Origin of the sequence: Brevundimonas sp., from assembly GCF_027487935.1 — a bacterium.
Lineage (GTDB): Bacteria > Pseudomonadota > Alphaproteobacteria > Caulobacterales > Caulobacteraceae > Brevundimonas.
This window is the reverse complement of the sequence record NZ_JAIYCP010000033.1, coordinates 113,444-131,484: the sequence shown is the minus strand read 5'-3', so window position 1 is coordinate 131,484 and position 18,041 is coordinate 113,444. Positions and strand designations below refer to the sequence as shown.

Sequence of the window (18,041 nt, the reverse complement as noted above, 5' to 3'; positions counted from 1 at the left end):
TAAAATCTCGGTCCGGCAGACGGGGTCTGCGGATGAAGGCGGGCTGATACACGTTCGCCCCCTGCCTGTCCAGATCGTCGCGCGTCTATCTCAGGCCTCGAAACGCCCGCCGGACGGGGATATGCTGCCGCCATGACCGATGCGCCACACCTGTCGAACGAGACGCCCGGGGGAGACTGGGCCGACCGCATGGAACAGACCGTTCTGGACGCCGCCCTGGGTCTCGCGCCCCGGCTGGGCTGGAACAGCGGCCTGGTGCGCGCCGCCTGTGAGGCCTGCGGCCTGTCGCGGGGGGATGAGGAACTGCTGCTGCCCAATGGCGCTCGCGACCTGGCGGCCCTGCTGTCGCGGCGGCATGACGACCGGGCGCTGGCGGCGCTGGGCGAGGTCGATGCCGGGGCTCTGAAGATTCGGGAGCGGATCGCGGCGGCCGTATCGGCGCGGATGGAGGCGGGGGCGGCCGATCTGGAGGCCACGCGGCGCTGCGCCGCCTTCCTGGCCCTGCCGATGAACGCCGACCTGGGGCTGAAGCTGGCCTGGGGGAGCGCCGACCACCTTTGGCACTGGGCCGGGGACACGGCGACGGACTGGAACCACTATTCCAAGCGGGCGATCCTGTCGGGCATCCTGATCCCGGCCCTGACCATGCGCTGGTTCGACGGCCGCGAGGCGGCGGAGGCGTTCGTCGCCGCCCGGATCGAGAACGTCATGGCCTTCGAGAAATGGAAGGCGGGCAAGGATTTCGATGCGCCGCTGAAGACGGTCACGGATATGCTGAGCCGGATGCGGTACGGGGCGAAGGTTCCTCAGTAGCTATCGTCATTCCGGGCGGAGAGGCGCGCAGCGGCTCGGAGACCCGGAACCCAGCGGCGCCGCGACGGCGGCGAAACACCACTGTTTGCTTTTTCAAACACCAGTGCTCCCGACAGTTTCGCGCTCACGCGCGCCGCTGGGTTCCGGGTCTTCGCTGCGCTTCGCCCGGAATGACGAAAGCATGAGGGCGCGTTAGAGCCCCTTCACCCGGTTCACATGGCCCATCTTGCGGCCCTTGCGGGCTTCGGCCTTGCCGTAGAGGTGCAGGCGAGCGTCGGGTTTGGCGGACAGGGCGTCCCATTTGTTGACGTCGTCGCCCAGCAGATTGGTCATCTCGACCCGGGCGTGGGCGGTGGTCGGGCCCAGCGGCCAGCCGGCGAGGGCGCGGATATGCTGTTCGAACTGGTCGCAGACGCAGCCGTCCTGGGTCCAGTGACCGGTGTTGTGGACGCGCGGCGCGATCTCATTGACCAGCAGCAGGCCGCTGCCGAGGTCGAACAGTTCGATGCCGATCACCCCGACATAGTCCAGCCCTTCGAGGATGGCGACGGCGATGGCGTGGGCGCGGGCCTCGGTCCGGGCATCGACCTTTGCGGGCGCGATGGTCGTCTTGAGGACGCCGCCCTTGTGGACGTTCTCACCCAGCGGATAGACGGCGACGGCACCGTCGCGGCCGCGGGCGCAGATCACCGACAGTTCGCGCTCGAATGCGGCCCGGGCCTCGAGGATGGCGGGGCGGCCGCCGATGGTCTTCCATGCCTTGGCCACATCGGCGGCGGTCTTGATCCAGACCTGGCCCTTGCCGTCATAGCCCTCGCGGCGGGTCTTGAGCAGGGCCGGGACGCCCATCCGGTCGACGGCGTGGCGAAGGTCCTCGAGGCTGTCGATGACCGCAAAGGCAACGGTCGTGGCCCCGACGCTGTTGAGGAAGGTCTTCTCCTCGACGCGATCCTGCGCCACCGCGAGGGCCCGGGGGCCGGGTGCGACGACCGCGCCGCCCTCGATCAGGCGTTCGACCGAGCCGGCGGGGACGTTCTCGAACTCGAAGGTCACCGCCTGGCAGGTCCGGCCGAGCACGGTCAGGGCGGTGGGATTGTCATAGGCGGCGACGATCTGGCCCTGGGACACGCGCCCGGCGGGGCTGTTCTCCTCCGGGTCGAGGATGACGACATTGAAGCCGAGGCGCGAGGCGGCCTGACTCAGCATCCGGCCCAGCTGGCCGCCGCCGAGGATGCCGAGGGTCGAACCGGGCGGCAGGGGCAGGGGGGATACGGCGTCGGTCACTCAGTCCTCGACCGTTTCGTGCACGGCCTCGGTCTGGGCCTCGCGGAAGGCGGTCAGGCGTCCGGCCAGGATCGGGTCCGAAAGGGCGAGGATCTGGGCCGCGAGAATGCCGGCGTTCTTCGCGCCGGGCTCGCCGATGGCCAAGGTGGCGACGGGGACGCCGCCGGGCATCTGGGCGATCGACAGCAGGCTGTCCATGCCCTTGAGCGCCTTCGATTCCACCGGCACGCCGAGCACCGGCAGTTCGGTCATGGAGGCGGCCATGCCGGGCAGGTGGGCTGCACCGCCCGCACCGGCGATGATGACCTTGAAGCCCGCGGCGCGGGCGCCGGTGGCGAAGTCGAACAGGCGTTTGGGCGTGCGGTGGGCGCTGACCACGCGAGCCTCCCAGGCGACACCCAGCCGGTCGAGGGCATCGGCGGCGTGTTTCATCGTCGGCCAGTCCGAGCGGCTGCCCATGATGATCGCCACGGGGGGAGTCTCGGTCGCCATCGATGCGCGCCCTTTTCGCGGGAAAGCGGCGCGATACAGGACTCGCGTTGCGCCCGCAACCGACGGCGTTAGGCTCATTGGTGGTCCGGCGTATTGAGTCGTCGGCCGGGGAGCCCCTATCGCTCGTGACTGACGCGGCCGTTACCGACCCCCACGCCGAGATCGAGCGCCTGCGCGCCGAGGTCGAGGCCCTGCGCCTGCGGGCCGAGGCGGCTGAGGCCGCAGCGGATCACGATGTGCTGACGCCGGCGTTGAACCGGCGTGGCTTCGTCTCGGCCCTGCGCAGCGCCATGGCCTTCTGCCAGCGCCATCAGGTGCCGGCGGTGCTGCTCTATCTGGATCTCGACGGCTTCAAGACGGTCAATGACACCCTCGGCCATGCGGCGGGTGATGCCGCCCTGGTGCAGGTGGCCGAGCTGTTGCGCGCCAATCTGCGCGAATCGGACGCCGTCGGTCGGCTGGGCGGCGACGAGTTCGGGCTGTTGATGCTGAATGCCGGCGTCGAGGAAGGCCGGGACAAGGCCCAGAGACTGGCGACGGCCCTGGAAGTGGACGGTTTCGTCTGGGCCGGGGCCAAGGCCTCGCTGGGCGGTTCGTTCGGCGTCCGGGCCTTTGCTGCCCAAACCGATCCCGAGGTCTGGCTGGCCGAGGCCGACGCGGCCATGTGGGTTCGCAAGAAGGGGCGCTGAGGCCGCTGTCAGGCGATGATGTCGGGGAGGATACGAGCCTCGATCTTTGAAATCTCGTCCCGAAGCAGCAGCTTTTTCCGCTTCAGCCGCGCAATCATCAGCTGATCCGGCACGGGCATGAGGCCGAGCGCCTCGATCGAGGCATCGAGATCGGCGTGCTCGAGCTGAAGCGCCTTGAGCCGGGCGTGCATCGCCAGCTCTTCCTCGCTCAGAAAAGGTTCGTCGTCGTTCATGTCGGGCCCTGTCGGAACATCATACTGTGCGTTGCGTCAGGCCGGAAGGCGGTCCGCGAGCCGGACCAGTCCGGCGCGCGGGGTCATCGGCGACCAGACCCGGGCCGCTGCCACCATGGCGTTGATCGGCGGCTGCGACAGGCCGCTGGGGGCGGGGGAGAGTTTTTCGAGCGCGATCAGCAGGCGGCGCTCGGCCTCCAGCTCCACCGCCTTGACCTGGGCCCGGACGGCTTCGCGATCGGTGTCGTCGAGGTCAGGCGCGCGGGCCTTCAGGGCCCGGCGCACGGCACGCAGCGGGCCAATGGCGGTCTCCTGCCAGGCGCGGGCGGTGTCGCCGGCGGCTTCCAGGGCGTCCTCGTCCAGCGTGCGCCCCGTATGGGCGCACCAGGCGGCCCAGAGCAGCAGGGGTATGTTCTGGCCGGCGGCGTCCTGCAGCTCCAGGCAGGCGTCGGCGACCCCTTCGGCGGCATAGGCCGTCAGCGCCCAGTCCCAAAGGCTCATTCGGCCGAGGGTCCCTTGAGGCCATCCCAGCGCCGGACGGCGGACCAGTCGAGGCCGAACAGGTCGAGGGCGCGACCGACGGACTGGTCGACCATCTCGGCGATCGAGGCGGGCTTCGAATAGAAGGCGGGCAGGGGCGGGGCGATGATCGCGCCCATCTCGGCCAGGGCGGTCATGGTGCGCAGATGGCCGAGATGCAGGGGCGTCTCGCGGACCATCAGGACCAGCGGACGGCGCTCCTTCAGCACCACATCGGCCGCCCGGGTCAGCAGGGTCGAGGTCACGCCGGTGGCAATCTCGCTCATGGTGCGGACCGAACAGGGCGCGATGATCATGCCCATGGTCCGGAACGAGCCCGAGGCGATCGTCGCCCCGACGTCGTTGAGCCTGTGCGACACGTCGGCGCGGCCGAGCAGGTCGTCGGCCGACAGTTCGGTCTCCTGAGACAAGGTCAGCAGGGCGGCGCGGGTGACCACAAGGTGGCTCTCGACGCCCAGCTCGCGCAGGGCATCCAGCACCCGGACGCCGTAAGTGACGCCGGATGCTCCGGAAATTCCGACGATCAGTCTCTGTGGAGCGCTTTCGGAAGGGTTCCGTGCGGCTCCGTTCACAGCTTCGGCCAATTGGGGCTCCAGGGTGGTCCGTGTGCGGACGTCCGGCGGCTCACCGGAATGTGATTCTACAGCCGGGCAAGCCGGGCGCTCAATCTAGTGGTCCCTTAGACATGGAGGCGCAAGCCATGACCATCGAAGCTCGTATCCGCGAACTGGGAAACCGTCACCGCAGCCTGGATGAAACCATCCGGCGGGAGACCACTCACCCGGCAACGGACTCGCTTCGCGTGAGGGAGCTCAAGCAGCAAAAGCTCCGGCTCAAGGAACAGATCACCAGTCTGGAGGCCCGCACCGGCTAGCGGCAGCCTCCCGAAATGACGACGGCCCCGGGAGCGATCCCGGGGCCGTTTTTGTTCCTCCCCCGGTGGGGGAGGAATGCTCAGTCCCTGGAGCCGAACACCGAGGCGGCGGTCGGTTCGGCACCGCGGCGTTCGCGGGCTTCCGGCACGAATTCCTCCTCGACCGGCTCGGCCGGGGCGTCGACGGCCTGGAGGGTGGCGCCGCCCTTTTTGGCGTCGTCCTTCGCCTTCTTTTCGGCAGCCTTGCGGACCAGTTCGTCCAGGGCCAGCTGGCCGACCAGGCCGAGCGTCACGGGATCGACCGGCTTGATGTTCGGGCTGTTCCAGTGGGTGCGGTTCCGCACGCTCTCGATGGTCGATTTGGTGGTGCCGAGCATCTTGGCGATCTGGGCGTCGGTCACCTCGGGGTGGTTGCGAACGAACCACATGATGGCGTCCGGGCGGTCCTGGCGGCGCGAGACCGGCGTGTATTTCGGCGGTGCCTTGTGCACCTTCAGCAGTTCGGCGTGGCGGCTGACGACGGCCTGCATGCGATAGGTGTCGTCATTCTGGGCCTTGTCCAGTTCCTCGCGGGTCAGCTGGCCATTGACCAGCGGATCGGCACCGCGGATGTCCCGGGCCACATCGCCATCGGCGATACCGCGCACTTCCAGCGGATGAAGACCACAGAAGTCGGCGATCTGCTCGAAGGTCAGGGAGGTGTTGTCGACCAGCCAGACCGCGGTGGCCTTGGGCATCAGGATGTCGGTCATGGGGGCATTCCGGTTCTTGTTTGAGCCCGAAAACCGGGCTCTGGATACGACGGCGCCCGGCCTTTCGACCGGGCGTTGTTGACCGCGATATAGTCCCATTCGCCGGAAAAGAAAACGGAACCCGACAAACGCATACAGCCGAGGTTCATCCAGCCATTGCAACAGTCCCCTCACAGACGCGTTGTGCGTCGGGATCGAATACACGGGAGGAACTGCCATGCTGATCGAAATGCTGGCCGCCGCTGCGGTCGTTACAGGTGCCGGGCAGGAGTTCGCTCCGCAGATCCCCGGCGGTCCCGAGCGGGGTGCCCCGCGCGGTGACTATCGCGACAGCTGCAGTGGTGAATATGTGAACCGGGGCCGGCTTTATGCCGATTGCCGAAACAACCGCGGCAACATTCGCGAAACCTCGATCGAGCTGAACCGCTGCACCGATTTTGAGATTCGCAACAACGACGGGCTGCTGGTTTGCGGCCCGAACCGCGGTGAGTTTGAAGACCGCGGTGGCGGTGGCGGTGGCGGTGGCGGTGGCGGTGGCGGCGGCGGCGGCTGGGGCGGTGGTGGTGGCGGCGGTTGGGGCGGCGGCGGGCGAAACTCTGTGACCATCTTCCGCGACTCCGAATACCGCGGCCCCAGCTTCCGGTTCGACAATGAGATGCCGAACCTGGCCAATACGGGCTTCAACGACGCCATCAGTTCGATGCGGTTCCAGGGTGAGTGGGAAGCCTGCACCGACGCCTACTATCGCGGGTTCTGCCAGACTTTCCGCGGCGACGTTCGCAACCTGCAGCGCTGGGGCATGAACGACCGCATCTCGTCGCTGCGTCCGGTTCGGGGCGGCGGTCGCTGGTAGGTCTCAGACCGTCAGCACGATCTTGCCGACATGGCCGCCCGCCTCCAGCCGGAGGTGGGCGGCCGATGCCTGATCGAGCGGAAAGGTCGCCTCAACCGGCGGCCGGACCGCGCCGGACGCAACCCATGGCCAGGCCGTGGCTTCGACCGCAGCGATCAGTCTGGCCTTTTCGTCAGCCGACCGGGGGCGAAGGGTGGAGCCGGTCAGGATGATCCGTTTCATCATCAGCCTTGCCAGGTCGACCTGGGCCAGGGCACCTGACTGGGTGGCGATGACTACCCAGCGGCCGAAGGGGTTCAGGGTGGCCTGGTTAAGAACGGCATAGTCGGCCCCGACCATGTCCAGGACGACGTCCGCGCCCCCGAACGTCCGGATCGCCGCCTCCATGTCATCTGCGGTGGCGTCGAGGCTGAGGTCGGCGCCGAGACGGCGTGCCGCCCCGGCCTTGGCGGCCCCCCGGGAGGTGGCGATGACCCTGGCGCCGGCCGCCCTTGCCATCTGTATCGCAGTGACCCCGATACCGCTGGTGGCACCGTGGATGAGCAGGGTTTCCCCCGCCTTCAGTGAGCCGGATTCAAAGACATTGGCAAAGACGGTGCAGAGCGTTTCGGGCAGCCCCGCCGCCGCGATGAAATCAAGGTCGGAGGGCAGGGGCAGGGCGTGGCGGGCATCCACCAGGGCGAATTCCGCATAGCCGCCCCCGCCCAGAAGCGCACAGACGCGGTCTCCGACCTTCCAGCGGCTTACGCCGTCGCCGAGTTGATCGACCTCGCCGGCGACCTCCAGTCCCAGGATGTCCGACGCACCCGCCGGTGCCGGATAGAAGCCCATGCGCTGCAGGATGTCAGGCCGGTTGACCCCGGCTGCGTGCACGCGGATGCGGATCTGGCCCGGACCGGCGACCGGATCGGGGCGTTCGCCCGGAACCAGTGCGCCGGCCGGACCGGAACCGCCGGTGATCTCGACTATGCGCATTCGCCTGTCCCGTTCTTGCAATCGTCCGTATCCGGGCGTTGAAATAGGGCGTTGCGTGACGAATGACCACGAGGAGGCTGTGATGTTCGAGGATCTGGAGCCCCGTGCGGCGCGCGGCGCACCTTTGGTGGCCCTGACGCGCGAGGACCTGGACGGTTATTCCGTCGAGGACCTGCAGCAACGGATCGCCGGGCTGCAGGCCGAGATTGAGCGCTCCCGGGCCGCCATCGAGGGCAAGTCTTCGCAACGCAATGCGGCTGATGCCATGTTCAATTTCCGCTCTTAACCCTGTCGGCCGGCGTGTGGCATGGCCGTTGCACACCGTGGACGGTCCGCGCCATGCCGTGCCGGTCGTGATAGGGATACGCCTGTCCCGTGAGTCTGGTTGAATCCATGTCTGTTGACGCCACCCCGCTTTCGCCAACAGGCCGCAGCCGTGCTGCGGTCGTGGACGATTTTGCGCGTTCGGAACTGTTCGACCGCACCTTCCAGGAAGGGATGGAGCTGGTTGAAGAGACGGCCTCCTATCTCGACGGTGACGGTCGCCGGGAATCCAAGCTGTTGTCGCGTTCCACCGCGCTGCTTTACGCAGGCGAGAGCATGAAACTCACCACGCGGCTGATGCAGATCGCCTCGTGGCTGCTGGTGCAGCGGGCCGTGCGTGAGGGCGACATGACGGCCGAAGGCGCCTGCGATTCACGCTATCGCCTTGCCGACCGCACGACGGCGACCGAAGCGAGCCACCCGGAGTTGCCGATCGCCCTGGTCGAATACCTGGTCCGTACCGAGAAGCTGTATGACCGGGTCCTGCATCTGGACCGCCGCATGTATCTGGATGTGACGGAAGAGGACGCGGTCAATCCGGTGCGGAGCCAGCTGGATCGGCTGACGGCGGCTTTCCGGATCTAGGCCCTACGGCCCGACGTCGTTCGCCACCCGCGCCCCGTCATTGACCGGTCGCGGCAGGCTGATGGCGATGCCGAGGGCTTCGGCGAGTCTGGCGTCCCGCTCATAGACATCCTCACGGAAGGCGACGCGGCCCTGGCCGTCGACGAAGGCGGTCCAGTACAGCAGGCGGACGCTGATCTCGCGGCCCGTCGATATGCGTCGGGTCTGACGCGTGTCCTGGGCGGTGTCGAACTGGGCCAGCAGGGTCGGATCGGGCGACAGAAGCAGGCGGGCGAACTCGACGGCGTCCTGAACCCGGACGCAGCCATGGCTGCGTTGGCGCATGGCCAGGTTGAAGGCCGCCTTGGACGGGGTGTCGTGCAGGAAGATGGCGTAGCTGTCCCGCAGCTCGAACTTCACATAGCCGAGGGCAGCGGTGGGGCCGGCGCGCTGAATGACCGTGCCGTTCTGGATGTACATGTTCTGGCTGGCCAGATAGGCGGGGCCGCGCGGCAGGATCTCGGTGCGGGCGATCGATGCGGGCACATACCAGGGCGGATTGGCCACGACGGAGGCGAACGGCTTCTCGAGACTGGGCGTCTGGGTCGACGGGGCGCCGCAGACGACACGGTTGGAGTGAACCGGGCGGCCGTCCTTCCAGTAGACCATGATGGCGGCCGCGGTGTTGACCTCGATCCGCTCGGGAGACACCTCGCGCTTCAGCCAGCGGCGGCGTTCGAGGTTGAGGGCGATCTGGCGGGCCCGGTCTTCTGCCGAGGCCGAGAGCGAACGCTGGCTGCCGGTGCCGATCCGGCCGTCTGCCAGGAGGCCGTGGCGGGCCTGGAATCCACGGACTGCAGCCTGCAGCTCGGGACCGTAGACGATGCCCTGGGCGGTCAGGCGCGCACCGTCGGCGGCGGACAGGTCCCCCTCGGCGACCAGTCGCTGGATCAGGGCCGGAATGCGGACATCGCTCATCCCCGGCTCGATGGTTGGCCCCTGGCGGAAGACCGGCCAGCCGCCCTCACGGATCAGTTTGCGATAACGGACATAGCCGGCGGAGAGGTTGGAATAGCCGATGTCGGTCGGTGCCAGTCCTTCGAACCAGTCGAGCAGGCGGTTCCCGGCGAGCGCGTCGTTCAGCCCGACTGGCAGATCGACGCGGTTCTTCTGCATCTCCCAGAGGTCCTCGACGGTCTCGGGGCGAACCCGGCCTTCGGCGAGAACGCGGCCATAGGCGATGGCTGCGGCTGTGGTCCGCATATCGGCCGCGTCGGGCACTGCGGCGAGGGCCGCGAAGTCGAAATAGTCGCCCTGTGACAGACCATGGCGTTCGGCGCGGCCGGCGGCGGCCTGGAGCATGCGCAGGCGCTCGGGCGTCCAGACCGGGCGCCAGCCGTTCAACTCATAGAAGGCCCTGACATCGGGCTGGAGCGTTGCGGGCAGGCGATCCAGCTGATCGTTGAAACTGTTGTAGAAGGCGACGGCACCTGAATCACGGGTCTGGGCCCGGGCCGCGAATCCGATGGCGGACACCAAGGCCGACACGGCCGCGCCAAGTCCCAGTTGCCGTCGATTCATCGTCAGGATCTCTTTGCCCGCTTCGACACGGGACCCCACGTCCACGCCCCCGAAGCCAACGCCGGCATGTTATCGGCGTTCCAGGCAAACAGAAAGGCGTCGGTCCGGAGACCGACGCCTTTGAGGACGTCTTGCCGCAGGGTGTGGCCCGAAAGCCCGGCCCGCGAGGTCAGACCTACTTCTTGATGAAGCCGGCGAATTTGTTGTTGAAGCGCGAAACGCGGCCGCCGCGGTCCATCAGATGGGCGTTGCCGCCCGTCCAGGCCGGGTGGGTCAGCGGGTCGATGTCCAGGTTCAGGACGGCACCTTCCTTCTGGTAGGTCGAGCGCGTCTGGTAGCTCGTACCATCGGTCATCGTGACGGTGATGAAGTGGTAGTCGGGGTGGGTATCCGCCTTCATGGTCCTGGTCCGGTCTCTGCGCGATGACGATGCCGACCGTCGGAGCGCGAAAATGAGAAATCCCGCCATCTGGGGCGGGAATGAGCGGCGGCGTTTACACCGGGGCCCGTTCCGGGGCAAGAGGCGCGCGTCATGACAGATGCAACTCCCCACGCCGACACCGCCGCTGACATCAGGGGACGGCCGGGTGCCGGGGCCCAGCTGGCCGAGCAGATGAGCGAGGCCGGGGCGCGACGCGAGCGACGCCGGGATGTCCGGCCGCTGGGCCGACTGGTGCCCTATGCGATGCGGCACAAGGCTCATGCAGCCATGGCCGGGGTCTGGCTGATCCTGTCGACTGCGGCCTCGCTGGCCCTGACGGCGGCAGCGCGCGGTGCCATCGACAACGGCTTCGAAAACGACGGGGCCCAGCTGAACCTGTGGTTCCTGCTGCTGGGAGCCAATGCCCTGTTCCTGGGGTTCGCCACCGCAGTCCGCTATTATTTCGTCACCAAGACCGGCGAGCGGGTCATCGCCGATCTGCGCAAGGGGCTGTTCGGACGCATACTGACGCTTGACCCGGCCTTCTATGCCGCGATGCGGACCGGTGAGGTTCTTTCGCGCCTGACCACGGATATCGCCCTGGTCGAGACCCTGCTGACCACCTCGGTCTCCTTCGCCCTGCGCAACTTTCTGACGCTGATCGGCGGGACCGTGCTGCTGTTCATTGTCAGCCCGAAACTGACCGGCCTGGTGCTGCTGGTGGTGCCGGTGCTGCTGGGGCCGATCTTCCTGTTCGGGCGAAGGGTGCGGACGCTGACGGTGGCCTCCCAGGACCGTTTCGCCAATGCCGTCGGGTTCGCCGGCGAGAGCGTGGACGCCATCGAGACGGTGCAGGCCTTCGGGCGGGAGAGCAGTGCCATCGCCCGGTTCGGCGCGGCGGTTGAGGCCGCGTTCGGCGTCTCTCTGGTGCGGATGAAGGCGCGGGCCCTGATGACGGCCATGATCATCGTGGTGATGTTCGGCGGCGTGACCCTGGTTCTTTGGCTGGGCGCGCAGGATGTGATCGCCGGGCGGATGACGCCGGGGGCCCTGCTGCAGTTCGTCCTGCTCTCTGTGTTCGCAGCCGGGGCGGTCGGGGCGCTGGGCGAGAGCTGGGGTGATGTCCAGAAGGCCGCCGGTGCCATGGAACGGATCGATGAGCTGATGCGCGCGGAAGCGGCGATCCGCCCGCCGGAAACACCGACCATCCTGCCTGAACCGCCGACCGGTGAGGTGTCGATGTCGGCGGTCCAATTTGCCTATCCGGGTCGCCCCGACCTGCCGGCGCTGAAGGGCTTTTCGCTGACCGTGCGGCCGGGCGAGACGATTGCCCTGGTCGGGCCGTCCGGGGCCGGCAAGAGCACGGTCTTCCGCCTGCTGCTGCGCTTCTATGATCCGCAGGCCGGCGTCGTCTCGGTGGACGGTGTGGACGTGCGCGCCGCGGATCCCGTGGCGGTACGCGGCCGCTTCGCCTGGGTCTCGCAGGAGGCACCGCTGTTCTCGGGCTCGGCCAATGAAAACATCCGCTTCGGCCGTGAAGGCGCCAGCGACAGCGAGATTCGCGCTGCGGCCGACGAGGCGCAGGCCCTGGGCTTTATCGAGGCCCTCCCGGAAGGGTTCGACACGCCGCTGGGCGAGCGCGGCAAGAGCCTGTCCGGCGGTCAGCGTCAGCGCATGGCCATCGCCCGGGCGCTGGTCCGGGACGCCCCGATCCTGCTGCTGGACGAAGCGACCTCCGCGCTGGATGCCGAGAATGAGCGACTGGTGCAGGCGGCGCTGGATCAGGCCATGCAGGGTCGGACCACCATCGTCATCGCCCACCGGCTGGCCACGGTGCTGCGGGCCGACCGGATCGTGGTGATGGAGGAAGGCAGGGTGGTGCAGGAAGGCACGCACCAGTCGCTGATGGCCCAGGGCGGCCTGTATGCCCATCTGGCCGAGCTGCAGTTCCGCGCCGATTAGGCGCTCAGTCGAGTTCTGCGGCGATCCGGTCTGCGAGCGTGCGCAGGACGGCGGCGTCAGCCATCCCGCCCTGACCGTGCGCCTTCATCGGCCGGTCGCTCCAGCGCGGGATGATGTGGAAATGCAGGTGGAAGACGGTCTGGCCGCCGGCTGCGCCATTGAACTGCATGATCTGGAAGCCGTCCGGCCGCAGGGCTTTTTCGACGGCCCGTGACGTACGCTGGACGGCGGCGGTCAGGCGGGCGAGGGCGTCGGCCTCGATCTCCAGCAGGGTCCGGGCGGTCGAGGTCTTCGATATGACCAGGACATGGCCCTCGGACTGCGGGAAGACGTCCATGAAGGCCAGCACATGCGCGTCTTCCCAGACCCTTACGGACGGGATCTCGCCGCGCAGGATCTTCGCGAAGATGTTTTCGGGGTCATAGGGCGCGTCGAGGCTCATCATGGGCTCCGTGGATCGATGAGACCGTAGCAAGTCGCGTCGGATTGGGGGAGCCCGCCGCGCCGTTTCGCGCTATCGTGCGGCGCGATTTGGGAGACTGTCATGCTTCGTTTCATCGTCCAGTTTCTGGTCACCTGTTTCGGCCTTTGGCTGGCGTCGCGGGTCGTCGACGGGGTGGATTTCCTGTCCAGCGGTTCGCTGCTGGCGGCGGCCCTGTTGCTGGGGATCGCCAATGCTGTGGTGCGGCCGATCCTGACCTTTGTGACCTTCCCGCTGACCATCGTCACCTTCGGCCTGTTTCTGCTGGTGGTGAATGCGGCGATGATCGGTCTGGTCGCCAGCCTGCTGGGCGGGTTCGTGGTCGACGGCCTGTGGGCCGGGATCGGTGCGGCCATCGTCACCGGTATCGTCAGCTGGATCGCCGGCTGGTTCATCGGCGAGGACCCGGCGCGACGGGCGGCCGACTGATCGGTCAGTCCGGCCTCCGGAAGGGCGACAGCTCGGCAGTGATGGCGTCGATCTCGGCCGCGACGGCCGGGCGTTCGCCGTCCAGATAACGAGCCACAGGCGCGCGCAGGGCCGGGTCGGCGATGAAATGGGCGGAATAGACCGGGGAGGGCAGGTAGCCGCGGGCGATCTTGTGCTGCCCTTGCGCCCCCGCCTCGACGCGCGACAGGCCGCGCGAAATGGCGAGGTCGATGGCCTGGTAGTAGCAGAGCTCGAAATGGAGGAAGGGGACCTCCTCCAGCGCGCCCCACTGGCGGCCATAGAGGGCGTCGCGGCCGATCAGATTCAGGGCCCCGGCGATCGCCACGCCGTCGCGGAAGGCCATGACAAGGGCGATGCGGTCGGCCATGGTCGCGCCGATGCGGCTGAAGAAGTCGCGCGTCAGATAGGGCCGGCCCCATTTTCGCGCGCCGGTGTCCATGTAGAAGGCGAAGAAGGCGTCCCAGTGGGTTTCGGCGATGTCGGAGCCGGTCAGGACCCTGATGTCGAGGCCCGCCTGCGCCTCGCGGCGTTCGCGGCGGATGGTCTTGCGCCGGTTGGCGGACAGGGCGGTGAGGAAGTCCTCGAAGGTCGCATAGCCGTCATTGCGCCAGACGAACTGCATGTCCTGCCGCAGCAGCAGCCCGGCCTCGCCCATGGCGGTCCAGTCGCCTTCAGTGGGGAAGTTGACGTGCAGGGACGAGACGCCGAGCTGCTCCGTCAGGGCGATCGCGCCCTGCAGCAGGGCCTGACGCACCGGGGCGGCATCTGCGTCGGGATGGGCGAGGAAGCGGGGGCCCGTCACCGGGGTGAAGGGCACGGCGGACAGCAGTTTCGGATAGTAGCGGCCGCCGGCGCGCTGATAGGCGTCGGCCCAGCTGTGATCGAAGACATATTCGCCCTGGCTGTGGCCCTTGAGCCAGAGGGGCATGACGCCGAGCACACGGCCGGTCTCGTCGACCAGCGACAGGTGCCGGCCGGCCCAGCCCTGCTCCGGGACGGCGCTGCCGGAGGCTTCGCAGGCGTCGAGAAAGTCGAAGGAGAGGAAAGGGTCGCCGAAAGGAGACGCGCAGGCGTCCCAGGCCTCGCGGCCGATATCGGCGACGGCGTTGTGGATCTGGATCCGGAAATCCATGCTCATGCCCCGCGGAGCGGGTTCATCACAGCGAACACAACGTAATCACGACGAGCACAACGGGGCCGGAGCCAGGTGCAGATACCGTTGTGTTCGTTGTGAATTCGTCGTGCCCGTTGTGGTGAACCAACCAGCCCCGGCGGGGCATTGAAGCCGCTTCGCGGGAAGCATGAGCGGTTTGCGTCACCGCACCTCGACGATGGCATCGACCTCGACGGCGAAGCCGAGGGGGAGTTTGTAGACGCCGACGGCGGAGCGGGCGTGGCGGCCCTTGTCGCCGAACACCTCGACCATCAGGTCGGAGCAGCCGTTGATGACGGCCGGGATGGCCTCGAAATCGCCGGCGGCCTGGACGAAGCCGCCCAGTTTGACGACGCGGACGACACGCTCGAGGTCGCCGTCGCAGGCGGCCGAGATCTGGGCCAGCAGGTTGACGCCGCACATACGGGCACCGTCCTTGGCCTGTTCCGGCGAGACGTCGGCGCCGACCGTGCCCTTGATGCCGCCGGCGGCGTCGTTCGACAGCTGGCCCGAGATGTGGACCAGATTGCCGGTCTGGACGAAGGGCACATAGTTGGCCACCGCCTTGGCGGGTTCCGGCAGGGAGATGCCGAGTTCGGCGAGGCGGGCGGCGACGGTCATGGGCGGGGCTCCTGAAGGTTCGGCGGCGGTTTAGCGCGGGTCGGGGCGTGAGTCATCGCCGCTTTGACGCAGAGGTGGGGCAGACTGCGCGTATCGTCTCCTCCCTGTTCGCGTAGCGAATGGGGAGGGGGACCATCCGAAGCCTCGCAGAGGCGAAGGATGGTGGAGGGGTGCGGGACCGTGCCCTCTGCGTCTGCCCCTCCACCCCCGCGCCGGGGCGCGGCGGTCCCCCTCCCCATCGGCCCTGCCGACGGGGAGGAGACGGAAATATGCGGTATTTTAATACCGCTATTGGATAGATCAGCAATTTCAATGTGATGTCCGTACTTCGCGTCTCCACCCCGCCTTGACCCCGCACGCCCCATCCTCTATCAGCGCGCCTTCCGCTCGTCCCTGTCATCGGGAGGGGCATCCGATCGTCTCCCAGGACCCTTGAAATGCTGAAGAGCACCACGGCTTCGCTGAAGCCGGCCGAGGTCACGAAGAAATGGATCCATATCGACGCTGAAGGCGTCGTGGTGGGCCGTCTCGCGACCTTCATCGCCAACCGTCTGCGCGGCAAGCACCGCGGCGACTACACCCCGCACGTCGATTGCGGCGACTATGTCGTCGTCACCAACGTCGACAAGGTGGTGTTCACCGGCAAGAAGAACACCGACAAGATCTACTACCGCCACACCGGTCACCCGGGCGGCATCAAGCAGACGACCCCGGAGAAGGTCCTGAACGGCCGTTTCCCCGAGCGCGTCCTTGAGAAGGCCGTCGAGCGCATGCTGCCCAAGGAGAGCCCGCTGGCTCGTCTGCAGATGACGCACCTGCGCCTGTTCGCCGGCGCGGCGCACACCCATGAAGCCCAACAGCCGGAAACGATCGACTTCAAGTCGGCGTCCGCCAAGAACACCCGGAGCGTCTGAGCATGACCGACGTGACTGCTGAAACCTCCGCCCCGCATAACGACGCCCCCGCCGCGACCGGCTTCGACGCCCTGCGTGGCCTCGGCACCGTTTCCTCGGCTGACGAAGCGCCGGTTTACACCCAGAAGCTGGACGCCCAGGGCCGCGCCTATTCGACCGGCAAGCGCAAGAACGCGATCGCCCGCGTGTGGATCAAGCCCGGCTCGGGCAAGATCACCATCAACGGCAAGGATCAGATGCAGTATTTCGCCCGCGAAATCCTGCGCATGATGATCGCCCAGCCGCTGGAAGTGACCGACCGCCTGACCCAGTTCGACGTCGACTGCACCGTGCAGGGCTCGGGCCTGTCGGGCCAGGCCGGCGCCATCCGCCACGGCCTGTCGCACGCCCTGACCCACTATGAGCCGGCGCTGCGCCCGGTCCTGAAGCCGCACGGCTTCCTGACCCGCGACAGCCGCGTCGTCGAGCGCAAGAAGTACGGCCGCGCCAAGGCCCGCAAGTCCTTCCAGTTCTCGAAGCGCTAAGGCCGTTTCACGATACGGTTTGGAATGGGGCGCTTCGGGAAACCGGAGCGCCCTTTTTCTTTGGAGCTTCGAATGGCCATCACGATCGAAAAGGGCATCGAGCAACCGCCGACGCGCTGCGATTGCTGTGGTCGGGCGACGCGGGCGCTTAATGGCTACGCCTCGGACGAGCTTGGGGCGCTCGCCACCTATTTGGTCCGATGGACTGATGGTCATGTTCTCGAGAACGGTGCCAATTTTGATTTCATCATTGGCGAATGGGGCGGAGCTCCGGCGTCGAACCGTGTGGCGGTTAGCGTTCAGTACCTAATTCTGGATTCAGGTCCGGCCTTCATGATCATTGACGCGACCGACCGGCCGATCTCCAGAACCCCGATGGTCGGCGAAAGCCTGACGAGGGCCGAGGTGATCGGGACCCCGCTCGCGAAGGAGGTGTTCGCCATTGTGGATGCGATCTGGCTACAGGATGAGCGCATTCGCGATTTGTATCCCGAGACTTAACCTGAATAGGGGCGGGTATGACCCACACGATCTTCATCGACGGCGAAGCGGGCACGACGGGGCTGGACGTGTTGCGGCGGCTGGAGGCGCGCTCCGATCTCGAGATCATCGCCCTCGGTGACCGGCGGCGTGTCGTCAAGGCGCGGCGGGAGGCGTTGAACGCCGCGGATGCGGTGATCCTCTGCCTGCCGGACGACGCCGCGAAAGAAGCCGTGGCCATGATCGATAATCCGTCGGTGCGGGTGATCGACGCCTCGACCGCGTACCGGGTCGATCCGGCCTGGACCTATGGCTTCGCCGAGATGGCCCATGCGCCGGGCCGGATGACGCAGGCGGAGAAGATCGCGGGCGCGACGCGGGTGTCGAACCCGGGCTGCTATCCGACGGGGTTCATCGGGCTGGTGCGGCCGCTGGTGTCGGCGGGGATCATCCCCGCGGGCTGGCCGGTGACGGTCAATGCCGTGTCGGGATACTCGGGCGGCGGCAAGGCGATGATCGCCGAGTTCGAGGCGGCCCCGGGGTCGAGCCCCGGGGTGACGAAGCGCGACGCCTTCCGCGCCTACGGCCTGTCGCTTAAGCACAAACATGTGCCGGAGATGACGCTGCATACCGGGCTGGAGCGGCCGGTGCTGTTCGCCCCGGCGGTGGCGGCCTACCGGCAGGGGATGCTGGTCGAGGTGCCGCTGCAGCTGGCGGCCCTGCCGTCGTCGCCCTCGGTCGAGGTGGTGCATGGCGCACTGGCCGAGGCCTATGCGGGCTGCCGCTTCGTCGAGGTGGTCGAGCTGGAAGCGACCGAGGCCATGACCGGGATCGATCCGGAGGGGCTGAACGGGACCAACAAAATGCGCCTGCATGTGTTCGGCGACCGGGGCGGAGATCAGGTGCGGCTGGTCGCCCTGCTGGACAACCTCGGCAAGGGGGCGTCCGGGGCGGCGGTGCAGAACCTGAACCTGATGCTGGGGCTGGACGAGGGGACGGGGCTGAGCTGATCCGGCCTTCCCCCGCTTGCGGGGGAAGTGTCGCGTTGGTCGCGCAGCGAC

Annotated in this window: 24 protein-coding genes; 12 read left to right on the top strand and 12 right to left on the bottom strand. The window is 67.6% G+C overall.

The genetic code is table 11. From position 1 onward, the window contains the following. Positions 1-132 precede the first annotated feature (132 nt). A complete protein-coding gene (locus Q0053_RS12710; RefSeq protein ID WP_298100720.1) occupies positions 133-813 on the top strand; it encodes a COQ9 family protein in 681 nt (226 codons plus the stop codon). A gap of 192 nt (positions 814-1,005) precedes the next feature. Here the strand turns inward: Q0053_RS12710 and Q0053_RS12705 are convergent, their stop codons facing one another. Together Q0053_RS12705 and purE are read right to left on the bottom strand one after the other, a co-directional pair. Further along, positions 1,006-2,097: a 5-(carboxyamino)imidazole ribonucleotide synthase gene (locus Q0053_RS12705; RefSeq protein WP_298100718.1), complete on the bottom strand. Its 1,092-nt coding sequence runs from the start codon at positions 2,095-2,097 to the stop codon at positions 1,006-1,008. Next, entirely contained in the window at positions 2,098-2,589 is a 492-nt protein-coding gene (gene purE / locus Q0053_RS12700) for a 5-(carboxyamino)imidazole ribonucleotide mutase (RefSeq protein WP_298100714.1), read from the bottom strand. Between the two features lie 125 nt (positions 2,590-2,714). On the opposite strand from purE, the gene Q0053_RS12695 reads away from it, so the two are divergent. After that, a complete protein-coding gene (locus Q0053_RS12695) occupies positions 2,715-3,278 on the top strand; it encodes a GGDEF domain-containing protein (protein WP_298100712.1) in 564 nt (187 codons plus the stop codon). Between the two features lie 8 nt (positions 3,279-3,286). Here Q0053_RS12695 and Q0053_RS12690 read toward each other — a convergent pair whose 3' ends face one another. Genes Q0053_RS12690 through Q0053_RS12680 form a run of 3 tightly spaced genes read right to left on the bottom strand, consistent with a single transcriptional unit; the run spans position 3,287 to position 4,623 of the window. Then, positions 3,287-3,511 (bottom strand): DUF465 domain-containing protein, encoded by a 225-nt coding sequence (locus Q0053_RS12690; protein ID WP_298100710.1) that lies wholly within the window; start codon positions 3,509-3,511, stop codon positions 3,287-3,289. 36 nt (positions 3,512-3,547) lie between these two features. Continuing rightward, positions 3,548-4,012: a TIGR02444 family protein gene (locus Q0053_RS12685; protein WP_298100708.1), complete on the bottom strand. Its 465-nt coding sequence runs from the start codon at positions 4,010-4,012 to the stop codon at positions 3,548-3,550. After that, positions 4,009-4,623, bottom strand: a complete 615-nt coding sequence (locus tag Q0053_RS12680; protein WP_298100817.1) for a UbiX family flavin prenyltransferase — start codon at positions 4,621-4,623, stop codon at positions 4,009-4,011. The genes Q0053_RS12685 and Q0053_RS12680 overlap by 4 nt, the downstream gene beginning before the upstream one ends. 128 nt (positions 4,624-4,751) lie before the next feature. Here Q0053_RS12680 and Q0053_RS12675 point away from each other — a divergent pair, with 128 nt between their 5' ends. Continuing rightward, positions 4,752-4,925: a DUF465 domain-containing protein gene (locus Q0053_RS12675; RefSeq protein ID WP_298100706.1), complete on the top strand. Its 174-nt coding sequence runs from the start codon at positions 4,752-4,754 to the stop codon at positions 4,923-4,925. Between the two features lie 80 nt (positions 4,926-5,005). Here Q0053_RS12675 and Q0053_RS12670 read toward each other — a convergent pair whose 3' ends face one another. Continuing rightward, positions 5,006-5,677 (bottom strand): DUF1013 domain-containing protein, encoded by a 672-nt coding sequence (locus tag Q0053_RS12670; protein WP_298100704.1) that lies wholly within the window; start codon positions 5,675-5,677, stop codon positions 5,006-5,008. A gap of 217 nt (positions 5,678-5,894) precedes the next feature. Between Q0053_RS12670 and Q0053_RS12665 the strand changes: the two genes are divergently transcribed. Next, the gene (locus Q0053_RS12665) at positions 5,895-6,530 is read left to right on the top strand and encodes a beta/gamma crystallin-related protein (RefSeq protein ID WP_298100702.1); all 636 of its coding nucleotides are present in this window, start codon (positions 5,895-5,897) and stop codon (positions 6,528-6,530) included. Between the two features lie 3 nt (positions 6,531-6,533). Here Q0053_RS12665 and Q0053_RS12660 read toward each other — a convergent pair whose 3' ends face one another. Further along, positions 6,534-7,505 (bottom strand): NAD(P)H-quinone oxidoreductase, encoded by a 972-nt coding sequence (locus Q0053_RS12660; RefSeq protein ID WP_298100700.1) that lies wholly within the window; start codon positions 7,503-7,505, stop codon positions 6,534-6,536. A gap of 82 nt (positions 7,506-7,587) precedes the next feature. Between Q0053_RS12660 and Q0053_RS12655 the strand changes: the two genes are divergently transcribed. Together Q0053_RS12655 and Q0053_RS12650 are read left to right on the top strand one after the other, a co-directional pair. Further along, positions 7,588-7,791, top strand: coding sequence for a DUF1192 domain-containing protein (locus Q0053_RS12655; protein WP_298100698.1), 204 nt, complete (start codon positions 7,588-7,590; stop codon positions 7,789-7,791). A gap of 107 nt (positions 7,792-7,898) precedes the next feature. Continuing rightward, a complete protein-coding gene (locus Q0053_RS12650) occupies positions 7,899-8,414 on the top strand; it encodes a DUF1465 family protein (protein ID WP_298100696.1) in 516 nt (171 codons plus the stop codon). A 3-nt stretch (positions 8,415-8,417) separates the two neighbouring features. On the opposite strand, the gene Q0053_RS12645 is transcribed toward Q0053_RS12650, so the two are convergent. Continuing rightward, positions 8,418-9,974, bottom strand: a complete 1,557-nt coding sequence (locus tag Q0053_RS12645) for a L,D-transpeptidase family protein (RefSeq protein WP_298100695.1) — start codon at positions 9,972-9,974, stop codon at positions 8,418-8,420. Between the two features lie 175 nt (positions 9,975-10,149). Next, positions 10,150-10,374 carry a 50S ribosomal protein L31 gene (gene rpmE, locus Q0053_RS12640; protein ID WP_292099241.1) on the bottom strand — a complete coding sequence of 75 codons (225 nt, stop codon included), beginning with the start codon at positions 10,372-10,374 and terminating at the stop codon, positions 10,150-10,152. 132 nt (positions 10,375-10,506) lie between these two features. Between rpmE and Q0053_RS12635 the strand changes: the two genes are divergently transcribed. After that, positions 10,507-12,357, top strand: a complete 1,851-nt coding sequence (locus Q0053_RS12635; RefSeq protein WP_298100693.1) for an ABC transporter transmembrane domain-containing protein — start codon at positions 10,507-10,509, stop codon at positions 12,355-12,357. 4 nt (positions 12,358-12,361) lie between these two features. Here the strand turns inward: Q0053_RS12635 and Q0053_RS12630 are convergent, their stop codons facing one another. Beyond that, positions 12,362-12,799: an HIT family protein gene (locus Q0053_RS12630; protein WP_298100691.1), complete on the bottom strand. Its 438-nt coding sequence runs from the start codon at positions 12,797-12,799 to the stop codon at positions 12,362-12,364. Positions 12,800-12,901: 102 nt separating this feature from the next. Here Q0053_RS12630 and Q0053_RS12625 point away from each other — a divergent pair, with 102 nt between their 5' ends. Further along, the gene (locus tag Q0053_RS12625) at positions 12,902-13,267 is read left to right on the top strand and encodes a phage holin family protein (protein ID WP_298100689.1); all 366 of its coding nucleotides are present in this window, start codon (positions 12,902-12,904) and stop codon (positions 13,265-13,267) included. Positions 13,268-13,271: 4 nt separating this feature from the next. Here the strand turns inward: Q0053_RS12625 and Q0053_RS12620 are convergent, their stop codons facing one another. Both Q0053_RS12620 and Q0053_RS12615 read right to left on the bottom strand, forming a co-directional pair. Further along, positions 13,272-14,420, bottom strand: a complete 1,149-nt coding sequence (locus Q0053_RS12620) for a GNAT family N-acetyltransferase (protein ID WP_298100687.1) — start codon at positions 14,418-14,420, stop codon at positions 13,272-13,274. A 183-nt stretch (positions 14,421-14,603) separates the two neighbouring features. Next, positions 14,604-15,062: a RidA family protein gene (locus Q0053_RS12615; RefSeq protein ID WP_298100685.1), complete on the bottom strand. Its 459-nt coding sequence runs from the start codon at positions 15,060-15,062 to the stop codon at positions 14,604-14,606. Between the two features lie 437 nt (positions 15,063-15,499). Here Q0053_RS12615 and rplM point away from each other — a divergent pair, with 437 nt between their 5' ends. The 4 genes from rplM to argC all read left to right on the top strand — a co-directional run bounded on the left by rplM (position 15,500) and on the right by argC (position 17,990). Continuing rightward, positions 15,500-15,976, top strand: a complete 477-nt coding sequence (rplM, locus tag Q0053_RS12610; protein ID WP_298100683.1) for a 50S ribosomal protein L13 — start codon at positions 15,500-15,502, stop codon at positions 15,974-15,976. A 2-nt stretch (positions 15,977-15,978) separates the two neighbouring features. After that, complete coding sequence (gene rpsI / locus Q0053_RS12605) at positions 15,979-16,500, top strand: 30S ribosomal protein S9 (RefSeq protein ID WP_298100681.1); 522 nt, start codon at positions 15,979-15,981, stop codon at positions 16,498-16,500. A 72-nt stretch (positions 16,501-16,572) separates the two neighbouring features. Then, complete coding sequence (locus Q0053_RS12600; RefSeq protein ID WP_298100679.1) at positions 16,573-17,001, top strand: hypothetical protein; 429 nt, start codon at positions 16,573-16,575, stop codon at positions 16,999-17,001. A gap of 17 nt (positions 17,002-17,018) precedes the next feature. Beyond that, positions 17,019-17,990: an N-acetyl-gamma-glutamyl-phosphate reductase gene (gene argC, locus Q0053_RS12595; RefSeq protein ID WP_298100677.1), complete on the top strand. Its 972-nt coding sequence runs from the start codon at positions 17,019-17,021 to the stop codon at positions 17,988-17,990. Positions 17,991-18,041 lie beyond the last annotated feature (51 nt).